The 12,361-nt window shown below is 63.5% G+C and carries 11 protein-coding genes; 9 read left to right on the forward strand and 2 right to left on the reverse strand.

All coding sequences use genetic code 11. The annotated features are described in order from the left end of the window. The first annotated feature begins 19 nt into the window (after positions 1-19). Positions 20-607 (forward strand): histidine phosphatase family protein, encoded by a 588-nt coding sequence (locus NYR54_RS14125; RefSeq protein WP_261516391.1) that lies wholly within the window; start codon positions 20-22, stop codon positions 605-607. Between the two features lie 6 nt (positions 608-613). Here NYR54_RS14125 and NYR54_RS14130 read toward each other — a convergent pair whose 3' ends face one another. Beyond that, complete coding sequence (locus tag NYR54_RS14130; RefSeq protein WP_261516338.1) at positions 614-862, reverse strand: DUF1344 domain-containing protein; 249 nt, start codon at positions 860-862, stop codon at positions 614-616. A 152-nt stretch (positions 863-1,014) separates the two neighbouring features. Here NYR54_RS14130 and aroC point away from each other — a divergent pair, with 152 nt between their 5' ends. Together aroC and ribB are read left to right on the forward strand one after the other, a co-directional pair. Then, entirely contained in the window at positions 1,015-2,115 is a 1,101-nt protein-coding gene (gene aroC / locus NYR54_RS14135) for a chorismate synthase (protein ID WP_261516339.1), read from the forward strand. A gap of 92 nt (positions 2,116-2,207) precedes the next feature. Further along, entirely contained in the window at positions 2,208-3,311 is a 1,104-nt protein-coding gene (gene ribB, locus NYR54_RS14140) for a 3,4-dihydroxy-2-butanone-4-phosphate synthase (protein ID WP_261516340.1), read from the forward strand. A 47-nt stretch (positions 3,312-3,358) separates the two neighbouring features. On the opposite strand, the gene NYR54_RS14145 is transcribed toward ribB, so the two are convergent. Beyond that, positions 3,359-4,132, reverse strand: a complete 774-nt coding sequence (locus tag NYR54_RS14145) for an MBL fold metallo-hydrolase (RefSeq protein WP_261516341.1) — start codon at positions 4,130-4,132, stop codon at positions 3,359-3,361. A 200-nt stretch (positions 4,133-4,332) separates the two neighbouring features. Between NYR54_RS14145 and NYR54_RS14150 the strand changes: the two genes are divergently transcribed. From NYR54_RS14150 to NYR54_RS14175, 6 genes are all read left to right on the forward strand, one after another. Continuing rightward, on the forward strand, positions 4,333-5,259 hold the full coding sequence (locus tag NYR54_RS14150; protein WP_261516393.1) for a histone deacetylase family protein: 927 nt from the start codon (positions 4,333-4,335) through the stop codon (positions 5,257-5,259). A gap of 3 nt (positions 5,260-5,262) precedes the next feature. Next, positions 5,263-5,529, forward strand: coding sequence for an exodeoxyribonuclease VII small subunit (locus NYR54_RS14155; protein ID WP_261516342.1), 267 nt, complete (start codon positions 5,263-5,265; stop codon positions 5,527-5,529). Positions 5,530-5,654: 125 nt separating this feature from the next. After that, a complete protein-coding gene (gene dxs / locus NYR54_RS14160; protein ID WP_261516343.1) occupies positions 5,655-7,568 on the forward strand; it encodes a 1-deoxy-D-xylulose-5-phosphate synthase in 1,914 nt (637 codons plus the stop codon). A gap of 327 nt (positions 7,569-7,895) precedes the next feature. Continuing rightward, entirely contained in the window at positions 7,896-10,214 is a 2,319-nt protein-coding gene (locus tag NYR54_RS14165) for a hypothetical protein (RefSeq protein WP_261516344.1), read from the forward strand. Positions 10,215-10,364: 150 nt separating this feature from the next. After that, positions 10,365-11,120, forward strand: a complete 756-nt coding sequence (locus tag NYR54_RS14170) for a TlyA family RNA methyltransferase (protein ID WP_261516345.1) — start codon at positions 10,365-10,367, stop codon at positions 11,118-11,120. Further along, positions 11,117-12,361: a class I SAM-dependent RNA methyltransferase gene (locus NYR54_RS14175; protein ID WP_261516346.1), complete on the forward strand. Its 1,245-nt coding sequence runs from the start codon at positions 11,117-11,119 to the stop codon at positions 12,359-12,361. The genes NYR54_RS14170 and NYR54_RS14175 overlap by 4 nt, the downstream gene beginning before the upstream one ends.

Here is a 12,361-nt window from a genome sequence, read left to right on the forward strand (position 1 = left end):
CCGGCACGAGGGCATGTCATTGTTTCCGCAGCTTTACATCATCCGACACGGCGAGACCGACTGGAATGTCGAGGAACGCCTGCAGGGCCAGGCCGACACCGACATCAACGAACGCGGCCGCGCCCAGGCCGACCGTAACGGCCGGCGTCTGGCGGAGCTGATCTCCGATCCCTCGGCATTCGATTTCGTGGCGAGTCCGCTGCGCCGTACGGCCGAGACAATGGAGCGCGTGCGCGTGCAGCTCGGCCTGCCGCCGCATGGATACCGCACCGATCCGCGCCTCAAGGAGGTGCATTTCGGGGACTGGCAGGGATTCACCTATGCGGAACTGGAAGCGCGCGAACCGGGCTGCACGGATGCGCGCTCTGCCGCCAAATGGCATTTTCTTCCGCCGGGTGCGGATGCGGAAAGCTACGAGGTGCTTGCGGCCCGTGTCCGCTCGTGGCTGGAGGAACTGAAGAGGCCGACCGTCTGCGTCACCCATGGCGGGGTTGTACGCACGATCTTTCACTGGCTGGGCGGCCTGCCCGCCGAAGAGGCATGCGAGCTTGCGGTGCCGCAGGACAGGATTCTGCGCGCCGAGTGCGGCCGGCTCGAATGGGTGTAACGCCCGTCACTCGGGCAGGAACATGTCGGTGATCTGCTTCACGCCGTTTTCGGTTTCCTGGTAGGCAAGCACCACCTGGACACCGTCTGTAATGACGGAAATATCCATTTCCGCCGGCAGCTTGTAGGTGCCGCCGTCATCCAGCGTGATCGTCATCGCCTCCGGATCGACCTTGGTCACGGTGCCTTCCGCCTCGGCGGAAAGGGCGGGGAGGGAAAGGAACAGCAGTAAGAGCGCAGCAACTGCGTTTCGCATATCTGACCTCTTCGTGAATGCGTTTGCGACGACCGATCGTGACTATAATCCATTAGAAATGCGAAATGTGTCGAAACTCGTTCGGTGCATGGGTTTGACCGCATCCTGAAAGCGCCATAGAAGCGTACGGCACCGCGCGGAAAGAAGCATCTATGTCGCACAACACTTTCGGTCATCTGTTTCGCGTCACCACGTGGGGCGAAAGCCATGGTCCGGCGATCGGCTGCGTAATCGATGGGTGCCCGCCCGGCATCCGGTTCACCGTTGGCGACATTCAGGCCGAGCTTGACCGGCGCAGGCCGGGCCGGTCGCGTTTCGTCACCCAGCGCCGCGAGCCGGACGCGGTGAAGGTTCTGTCCGGAGTCCTGCCCGAGGAAGACGGCGAGACGCTGGTGACCACCGGCACACCCATTTCCATGATGATCGAGAACGTCGATCAACGCTCCAAGGATTACCGCGAGATTGCCGAGCGCTACCGACCCGGTCACGCGGACTACACCTACGAGGCGAAATACGGCCTGCGCGATTATCGCGGCGGCGGGCGCTCGTCCGCCCGCGAGACCGCCATGCGGGTGGCTGCCGGTGCGCTGGCGCGCAAGGTCGTGCCGGGGCTGGTGGTTCGCGGCGCGCTCGTTTCCATGGGCGAGAAGGAAATCGACCGCGCGAATTGGGACTGGGATTTCGTCAACGATCCAGAAAATCCGTTCTTTACGCCCGATCCGGCCTCGGTGCCGGTCTTTACGGATTATCTCGACAGCATCCGCAAGGCGGGCTCGTCGGTCGGTGCGGTGATCGAGGTTGTGGCCGAAGGCGTGCCGGCGGGTCTTGGCGCACCGCTCTACGGAAAGCTCGATCAGGACATCTGCGCCAATCTGATGTCCATCAACGCCGTCAAGGGCGTGGAGATCGGCAACGGCTTCCAGGCGGCCCGGATCAGGGGCGAGGAGAATGCCGACGAGATGCGCGCGGGGCCGGAGGGGAAGCCGGTCTTCCTGTCGAACAATGCCGGCGGCATTCTGGGGGGCATTTCTACCGGCCAGCCCGTGGTGGCGCGGTTCGCCGTCAAGCCCACCTCATCCATCCTGACGCCGCGCCGCAGCGTCGACCGCAGCGGGGCCGAGGTCGAGGTCGTCACCAAGGGGCGGCACGATCCCTGTGTCGGCATCCGCGCCGTGCCCATCGGCGAGGCGATGGTTGCCTGCGCGATTGCAGACCACTATCTGCGGCACCGCGGGCAGACGGGAAGAGGATGAGCGGACGGGCAACAAGTTCAGACGCTGCTAACCCGGGGCGCAGGCCAGGTCTTCTGCCGTTCGCCGCCCCCACTGGCGGATCATGACCTCCAATGACCTATGATCAGACAAGAGTAGTGGAAGCCCTGCGTGCCTTCGAGCGCGGGGAGATTGTCGTCGTCACCGACGATGATGGGCGTGAGAACGAGGGCGATCTCATTCTTGCGGCGGTGCACTGTACGCCCGAGAAGATGGCGTTCATCGTGCGCCACACCTCCGGCATCGTCTGCGCGCCCATGCCGCGCGAGGAGGCGAAGCGGCTCAATCTCCAGCCCATGGTGGCGGAGAACGACGCGCCGCACCATACGGCCTTCACCGTTAGCGTCGATTTCAAGCATGGCACCACCACCGGGATTTCCGCCGAGGACCGGACGCTTACAGTGCGCAATCTCGCCAATCCGAATGCCGGTGCGGGCGACTTCGTGCGGCCCGGGCATATATTTCCACTGGTTGCGCGTGAGGGCGGGGTGCTCATGCGCTCCGGTCATACGGAAGCCGCGGTGGACCTCTGCAAGCTTTCCGGGCTGCCACCCATCGGCGTGATCTGCGAACTGGTGAATGACGACGGCAGCGTCATGCGCGGGCCGCAGGTGGCCGAGTTCGCCAGGAAGCACGGGCTGCGTCAGGTCTCCGTCGCCGATCTGATCGCCTACCGGCAACGGCAGGAAACGTTGGTCGAGCGCGTGGCCACGTTCCCGATTGACACGCGCGGCGGCCCCGCCGTCGCGCACGCCTACACCCTGCCATGGGAGGCGATGCAGCATCTGGCCGTCGTCTTCGGGGATATCCGGGATGGCGCACGGATTCCGGTGCGGCTCCACACCGAGAATGTCGTGACCGACGTGTTCGGCAGGGAAAACCGGCTGCACCATGTGGTAAGGTCGATCGCCGCCATGGGGCGCGGCGTGGTGGTCTATCTGCGCGAGGGATCGGTCGGCGTTGCCCACCAGCCGCGCCGCCGCGCCGAAGGCAGCGAGTCGCACGCGGAGGCGCTGGACCGGGAGAGCGAATGGCGTGAGGTGGGTCTCGGCGCGCAGATCCTGAAAGATCTCGGCATCACCTCGATAAAGCTCATGGCCTCACGCGAGCGGCACTATGTCGGGCTTGAAGGCTTCGGCATCGAGATTGTCGAAACGCAGATCATCGATAGGGAGTAGCACCGGCACACGCATGTGCCGATGCCGCCGGCAATCGTGTGCCGCCCTCAGGCGTACCACGCGCCAAGCACGACTTTCGTTGCGCCGCCGGCTTCGGCGACCTTTTGGGCGAAAGCCTCCACGTCGCTGCCCTGGTAGTGATAGGGATAGACATAGGCGGGCGCGAATTCGGCAACCGCCGAGGACGCCTGGTCGATGTCCATGGTGTAGGGCAAGTTCATCGGCACGAAGGCGATGTGAATGTCGGTGAGCGCGCGCATTTCGGGAATGTCTTCCGTGTCGCCCGCGATGTAGACGCGCCGGCCGCCGGTCGTGACGATGTAGCCGTTGTCCCGCCCCTGCGGGTGATATTGCAGCCGCTCCGGCGTAGTGTTGTAGGCCGGGATTGCCTCGATCGTCAGATCGCCCACGGCGGTGCTGTCGCCGTTTCCGATGGCGCTCGCCTTCGCCTTCAGCTCCTCGGGCAGCATATCGAAAACGGCGGGGTTGGTGATCAGCCGAGTTTCGTCCCCGACGATAGCGGAGAGCGTTTCGGCATCATAATGGTCGCCGTGCTCGTGGGTGATCAGGATGAGGTCCGGCGCCGGATGGCCCTGGTAGGCTTCCGCCCCGCCAACCGGATCGCTGTAGATCACCAAGCCGGGCACGGTCATGACGAAGGAGGCGTGCGAGACCGGAAAGATGGTGATCTCGCCGTTTTCGGTCTCATAGGTGTCGCCGCTGCCCTGGGCACGCGCGGCAAAAGGCATAACGGTGATCGCGCCGGCCCCTGCCAAACCCGCGACGGCGAACTTCAGGGTCTCACGTCGTGTAAAGGGCATCTTTCCCTCCTCTCATGGGTCTACCGGCTGCTTTCGCCAGCCTCGAGATTTTCCGCGCATATGCCGGGAGCTTCAACTGTTTCCCTGATGAAATTTTTGCGATCAGGCGCGCCTCATGGGTCCGGGATGCAGCCCTGAAGCCTGTTGATGCCGCGCGCTGCGGCGTGGCCAAGCCCGGCTCACGCGTCTATACCGGGGCGATGCCGACGAGACTGTACAGCCACCCCGTGTGTCTCCAGCATTTGACGCCGCCCGGCCATCCCGAGCGGCCGGATCGGCTACGCGCCATCGAGCGGGCGCTGGAGGACGACGCTTTCAAGGAGCTCGAGCGTTGCGAGGCGCCTCTGGCGGAGGAATCTTCCATTCTTCTCGCCCATCCCGAAATCCATCTCCGCCGCGTGAAGGCCTTTGTCCCTGAGGAAGGGCTTGCCAGGGTCGATGCGGACACCAGCGTGAGCCCGAAGAGCTGGGAAGCAGCACTGGCCGCCATCGGCGGCGCGCTGGCGGCGGTGGATGACGTGTTCACCGGCAAGGCTGACAATGCTTTCGTGGCGGTTCGCCCTCCCGGTCACCATGCGGAGCGGGAGAGGGCGAGGGGCTTCTGCCTGTTCAACAATGCCGCAGTCGCAGCGCGCCATGCCCAGACGGCGCATGGGGCGGAGCGCGTGGCCATCGTCGATTGGGACGTGCATCACGGCAACGGGACGCAGGACATCTTCTGGGACGATCCTTCCGTGCTATACTGCTCGACCCACCAGATGCCGCTTTATCCGGGCACGGGTGCGGCGTCGGAAACGGGAGCAGGCAACATCGTCAATGTGCCGCTCGAGCCGGGGGTAGACGGAGAAGCGTTCCGCCGCGCGTTGAGCGGGATCATTCTGCCGCGCATTGAGGCGTTCCGCCCGGATCTCGTTATCATTTCCGCGGGTTTCGATGCCCATCACCGCGATCCGCTGGCCGAGCTCAATTTCAGCGAGGAAGATTTTGGCTGGGCGACGGAGAGGCTTATGGAGCAGGCGGAGCGCTGGTCGGGCAATCGCCTTGTCAGCCTGCTCGAAGGGGGTTACGACCTTCAGGGGCTGGCGCGCTCGGTGGCCGTCCACGTCAGACGCCTGATGAAGGGGTGAAGCATGAGTGCCGAAAACGGCGATGCCGCGAGCAATGACGACATCAAGACGATGACCTTCGAGCAGGCCCTCGAGGCGCTTGAAGCGATCGTGAACGATCTGGAGCGCGGCGACGTGCCGCTGGAACAGTCGATCCGCATCTACGAGCGCGGCGAGGCGCTGAAGGCCCATTGCGACCGGCTGCTCAAGGCCGCTGAGGACAAGGTGGAGAAGATCAGGCTGTCGCGGGATGGCGCGCCGGTGGGCACCGAGCCGCTCGATCCGAAGTGAGGCGCCTGTGGCCGGTTCTCTCCCGCCTGCAAACTTCCGGTAGATTCTATATCGCTGCGGCGCGTTTACTTTGTGCCTGTGACGGCCTATTTCCTTCCGGAAGTGTTCGAGACGAGTGACGAAGCGTGAAATCGCCCCCTGAAACGCCCATTCTGGATCGTGTGCGCTTTCCCTCCGACCTGAAGCAGCTTCCCGAGGAAGATCTGCCGAAGCTTGCCGAGGAGCTGCGCGCCGAGTTGATCGACGCGGTTTCGCAGACCGGCGGGCATTTAGGCGCCGGGCTGGGCGTGGTCGAGCTCACCGTGGCGCTGCACTATGTGTTCGACACCCCGCACGACCGGCTGATCTGGGATGTGGGCCATCAGGCCTATCCGCACAAGATCCTGACAGGGCGGCGCGACCGCATCCGCACGCTACGGCAGGAAAACGGGCTTTCCGGCTTCACCAAGCGCGCAGAAAGCGAATACGACCCCTTCGGCGCGGCGCATTCCTCGACCTCGATTTCCGCCGGGCTCGGCATGGCCGTGGCGCGCGAGCTATCCGGCGGCAAGCGTCATGTCATCGCGGTGATCGGGGACGGCGCCATGTCCGCCGGCATGGCCTACGAGGCCATGAACAATGCGGGCGCCCTGAATGCACGGCTGATCGTCATCCTGAATGACAACGACATGTCGATCGCCCGGCCCACCGGCGCGATGAGCGCCTATCTCGCCCGGCTCGCCTCGGGCGGCGCCTATCAGGGCTTCCGCGATTTCGGCAAGAAGCTCACCTCCTATCTCGGCAAGGGCGTCAACCGCGCGATCACCCGCGCGGTGGAGCATGCGCGCGGCTATGTCACCGGAGGCACGCTTTTCGAGGAGCTCGGGTTCTTCCACATCGGCCCGATCGATGGGCACAATCTGGAACACCTGGTGCCGGTGCTGAGGAACGTGCGCGACCATGGCAACGGCCCGGTGCTCATCCACGTGGTGACCCAAAAGGGCAAGGGCTATCCGCCGGCGGAAGCGGCCGCCGACAAGTATCACGGCGTCGCCAAGTTCGATGTCATCACCGGCGCGCAGGCCAAGAGCCCTGCCGGCCCGCCCAGCTACACGAAGGTGTTCGCGCAGTCTCTCGTCGAGGAGGCGCGCCGGGACGAGCGTATCGTGGCCATCACCGCCGCCATGCCCTCGGGCACGGGACTCGACAAGTTCGGGGAGGCGTTTCCAAAGCGTTTCTTTGACGTCGGCATCGCCGAGCAGCACGCGGTGACATTCGCGGCCGGACTTGCTGCCGAGGGCTTCCGCCCCTTTGCCGCCATCTATTCCACCTTCCTTCAGCGCGCCTACGATCAGGTCGTCCACGACGTGGCGATTCAGAACCTGCCGGTGCGCTTCGCCATCGACCGCGCGGGCTTCGTCGGCGCCGACGGTGCCACGCATTGCGGCGCCTTCGACGTGACCTTCCTCGCCACCCTGCCAAACCTCGTCGTGATGGCGGCGAGCGACGAGGCGGAGCTGAAGCACATGGTGCATACGGCTGCTGTCTATGACGAAGGCCCCATAGCGTTCCGCTATCCGCGGGGGAACGGAATGGGTGTGCCGATGCCCGAACGCGGCGAGGCGCTGGAGATCGGCAAGGGACGCGTGGTGCGCGAGGGCACGAAGGTGGCGCTCCTCTCCCTTGGCGGGCGGCTTGGCGAATGCCTGAAGGCGGCCGACGAGCTGGAGGCCGCGGGCCTTTCCACAACCGTCGCCGACGCGCGCTTTGCAAAGCCGCTGGATACGGCGCTGATTGCGCGGCTTGCGCGGGAGCATGAGGTTTTGGTCACCATCGAGGAAGGCGCGATCGGCGGCTTCGGCGCCCATGTCCTACATTTCCTCGCCCATCAGGGATTGCTTGAAAACGGGCTCAAGGTCCGCCCGCTGGTCATGCCCGACATTTTCATGGACCAGGCGAAACCGGAAAGGATGTATGCCAAGGCGGGGCTCGACTGCGCCGGCATCGTCAGAACCGTCTTTGCAGCTCTCGGCCAGGAGACGAAGGCCGCCCGCGCCTGAAACCTGCCGGTCATCCGGCGGGTGCAACCCTGCGCATCATCAATGTGAACACGCACGGGTGCAAGGCATTGAGCACCCGGTCGCCGGGCGTTTCGCGCCCAATAAGCCGCGGGGCCTGTTCAGACCATAACCAGAACAAAGACCTCGATAACCCCCGTTCCGGCTAGGTTCGCCTTCGCCCGACTTTCGGACGCGGCTTGCGAGGCCGTGACCATCCCGTCGGCTTTCCCTCAAGCTGTGGAAAGAAGGAATGTGCAGATGCCGCAAAGGTCCATCGATTCGTCCCTGAATGACTGGAGAGGAGCTGTCGGCCGCTACCATGCGAGGATGGCGGAAAAGCCCCGGCATGCCCGGCCGGAAACGGTGACACCGCATTTGTCGTCAGAGCCGCAGTTCGAATTGCCCGAACGGTGGGAACAATCCGCTTATGGCGAAAGCGGCGTCCGCATACCCCGGCATCTATCGGCAAAGTCTTCCGCGGTGACGTTGGGTCTTCTGCTGAGCACGATGCTGATTGCCGACAATGTTGCCAAAGCGGGAGCGAGCATCTCTCCCGCGGCGGGCGACCGGTACTGGCCGGAGCAGGCGGGTCTGACCAGCGGAGAGGGCCTGTCCGCACCGCTGGCAGCAACGTTTCCGCGTGCGCTCGGGTCGCAGACGGTGAAATCCGATACGGCCGCCGCGGAGCAAGTGACGTCCCCCAAGAGCCTGCGCTTGGCCAGATCGGCCGCGGCCCGGTCTGTCGAGGACATCCCGCAGCTCAATGGAGATCTGCCGCTCGAAAAGGGCTCCTTCGCCGGCGCGCGTGTGAAGGCGGCGCGGAAACTATGGGGAGAAAGAGCGCGGGGCATGGAAGATGAGCAGGTGCTGCATGAGGCAAACAGAATTCACCTCGATGCGCGCGCCAATCCGGACGATGAAGCCAAGGTCCGCAAGTCGTATGATCTGCTGCGGGAGGAGGCTGATATCTGGGCTCTGGAGAACGGCGGAGACAAGGTGAAGCTCTCCCGCGAAAGGGAGATCGCGCTTTACAGAAAGGCCTGGAAAGAGGAGCACAACCTCCCGAAGAAGCCGAAATTCAAGCCGCTTTCCGAGATAACGAAGGAGATCGTTGCGCAAACGCCGGCACACAAGCGGAGAAGGCTGCCATTGTCTCATGTGGACATGGGCGGGATAGTAGCGATAAAAGCAAGTAAGCTATATTATAAGCAATTTATAGATTATATAGAAGATAATATAGATAAACTGTCCATATCGATTGTTAATGAAAATGCCAGAAGGAACAAGATTCCAAGATTATTTATGGAATTTCGTCCAGATGAAATTTATCACATCGACAAGATCGTCCAAATGAAGGGGTATTCCGGCATCTCCAGTCTCGGAATACCCAAGGAGCTCACAAACGGCAGAAACATGCCGGCTTTGATCGCCCGCCTTCCAGATCACGGATTCGTTCTCGTTGATCCGGAGGGGAGGGTCAAAAGGCTCGACCGCAATCCCGCCGATTCGGGAGATTTTGCAGAACTGGCGCGGAAGCTCGACGTGAAGTTCACGGACTATGGCGGCGATCCGCGCCTCATGGCCAGCGTGCGGATCCTTCTGAATTCCCCCAATCAGCGCTCGATAAAGGAGTTCGCGGTAGAGAAAACGAAGGAATATCTGAAGTCGCAGATAACGGATCTTGAGCAGGCCCCGAAAGCGGTGGAGCGCGAAGCGCTCTTCAAGGCGGTAAGTGACGTTGTCGAGAATGCCGTCGCCGCGGGCTTGATGGCTGTCCCGATTCTGGGCGAAAGCGCTCTGGCGATCAGGAGCGGCGTGAAGGCCGCCGAAGCCGCAGTCGAACTCCTTGGGGAAGAAGCCGCGACCGAAGCGAAGGCATCCGCGGCGGCAAGGGCTGTCATGGACGGCTCCAAGACCAGCACTTTCCTGCGGGAAAGCGGGCAGGAGCTCAGTGATTTCATTGTCCCGGACTTCTTCGATGCGGATGGCGCGCAGGCCTACGAGGTCGCTCACGCGCCTGAAGATTTCAGCCTGCTGAAACGCTGCCGGAGAGGGAACGTTTGCGGCGTGATGTCGCGCGGGGATAACCGAGCGCTCCTGGAGGAAGAAAATCTGCAGGAAAGCGCTGGCGATGGCGAAGATATACTGAAACAAATATATAGATCATTGCTCCGTACGGGGAGAGTGAGAAGCCCGTATACGGAGCAGCTCATCAAAGAGGAGATAGATGAACGCGCGAAGCTAAAGGTGCCCAAAACGTTATATAGGGCCCAGGCGGGCCGCTCGATCGTCATCCCTGAAAAGTTTGCAACCATGGATGACCGCCTTGCGGCGATCATCAAGCATGTCGCCACCCATGTCGGAAGAAAAAGCGAGGCGGCATCCCTGACAATGGCGCGACAGATAGCCGAAAGGTTTAAAACGCCGACCGGGAAGCTGCTGCGCATCGACACCTCGCACGACCCGGAGAACTTCCGAACCGTGGAGGATATCCTCAAGAACGACGGACCGCGCCTGGCCAAGAGCGGGAAGATCAGCAAGGGAACGCTCGCAAAAGCCATCGAAACCGCCTTCAACGAGCAGGAACAGGAAGTGTTTTACGTCCAAGGGGACATCCCCGACGAGTGGGTCGAGGTGATTGCCTGACGGACTGTGCCTGCCCGGCTTCGGCTGGCCCGCACCTTGGCTGCGTCCTGCAACAAGGAGGTGGAATCCGGATGCACCGGCGGTATGACGCGGCCGAAGAATGGCCTATATGGACGGGACCTTGTCCCATCCGATCGCGGCACGACATCCATGACTTCGCCTCTGAACCCGCGCCTTCGCCTTGACCAGCTTCTGGTGGAGCGCGGGTTCTTTGCGACGCGCGCCCGTTCCCGCGATGCGATCCTGCGGGGGACCGTCCGCGTGGGAGAGGCTGTCGCCGAAAGGCCGGGGCAGCCCGTTGGCGTGGACGCGCGGATCGTGGTGGAGGATCCCGCGCGCTGCTATGTCTCGCGCGCGGCGCTGAAGCTCGTACATGGTCTGGATGCCTTCGGCCTTGATCCGTGTGGGGCCAGAGCGCTCGATATTGGCGCTTCCACCGGCGGTTTCACGCAGGTGCTTCTGGAGCGTGGGGCCGCCCATGTGGTCGCCATTGATGTCGGTACGGGGCAGATGGATGCCCGCTTGCGCGAGGATAAGCGCGTCACCTGTCTGGAGGGCGTGAATGCGCGTCATCTGACGCTTGAAGAGATCGGCGGACACCGGCCGGACTTTCTCGTCGGCGACGTCAGTTTCATTTCCCTGAAGCTGGCGCTTCCCCCCGCGCTTGCCATGGCGGAAAGCGGCGCGCACGGCCTCTTTCTGGTCAAGCCGCAATTCGAGGCGGGACGGGAGGCGATCGGCAAGGGCGGTCTGCTGCGCGATCCGGAGAAGGCGGAAGAAATCGCCCACGAGATCGCCGCATGGCTCCAAACGAACGACGGCTGGCATGTTCTCGGCCTGGTGCCGTCGCCCATCGAGGGCGGCGATGGCAACCGGGAGTTCCTGCTGGCGGCCCGCAAGCGATGACCGAGCGCCTTACAATCAGCGAATTGGGCGCACAGGGGGACGGTATCTCTCACACCCCCCAAGGGCTGGTCTATGTGCCCTTCGCGCTCCCGGGCGAGGTGGTGGTTGCCCAAGTCGAGAAGCAGCGCGGCCGGCTCGTCTCGATCGAGACGCCGTCTCCTTTGCGGGTGGAGCCGGTCAGCCCGCATTTCGGCACGTGCGGAGGGTGCGCGGTGCAGCACCTGGCAACTTCCGCCTATGCGGAATGGAAGCGGGAAAAGGTCGTCCGGGCGCTCAGGAGCCGGAGACTTATGGCGGAAGTCGGCCCGCTTTTGCTCTGCCCGCCCGCATCCCGCCGGCGCGTCACCCTCACGGCATGCCGTTCCGGGAGCGGCGTGCAACTGGGCTTCAACGCCGCACAGTCGCACCGGATCGTGGAGATCGAGCAATGTCCGGTCGCCCTGCCGGAGATCAGTGCGGCGCTTCCGGATCTGCGCCTGCTTGCAGGCCTGGTCGCGGCGGGACCGCGGCCATTTCATCTCACCGTCACGGCCACCCGCACCGGGCTCGATATAGCAGCCGATTCGCGGCTGCCCGGCGAGGAGATGCGCCGGAAGGCGATAGACTTCGTGCTGGCGAAGGGGTTCGCGCGTCTTTCGGTCGGCGGCGAAGTGCTGGTCGAACGCGAGAAGCCGGTTGTCCTCTTTGGCGATGTCCCGGTGGTTCCTCCACCGGGCGGGTTCCTGCAGGCGACCGAGCACGCGGAACAGGTGATGGCCGATCTCGTGCTGTCCCATCTAACGGAATGCGGGCATGTCGCGGACCTTTTTGCTGGCTGCGGCACCTTTGCGCTGCGCCTTGCCCGCAGTGTGCGCGTTCGCGCGGTGGAAGGAAACACCGCCGCTCTCGCCGCGCTTGATGCAGCGGCGCGGCACGCGCAGGGTCTGAAGCCGGTGACGACGCAGAAGCGTGACCTCTTTTACCGTCCGCTGACGGCAAAGGAACTTTCCGCATTTGACGGCCTCGTTTTCGATCCGCCGCGCGCGGGGGCGGAAGCTCAGTGCCGGCAGATTGCCGTTTCGCGGGTCACGCGCGTGGTTGCCGTTTCGTGCAATCCCGGAACGCTTGCGCGCGACCTCGCCATCCTGACCGAAGGCGGCTACCGGCTCGTGCAGGTCACGCCCATCGACCAGTTTCTCTGGTCTCCTCATGTGGAGGTGGTGGCTCTGCTGGAGAAGCGAAGTGCTTCGCGCTTGAATTGA

This window comes from Chelativorans petroleitrophicus, assembly GCF_025398195.1.
Taxonomy (GTDB): Bacteria; Pseudomonadota; Alphaproteobacteria; order Rhizobiales; family Rhizobiaceae; genus Chelativorans; species Chelativorans petroleitrophicus.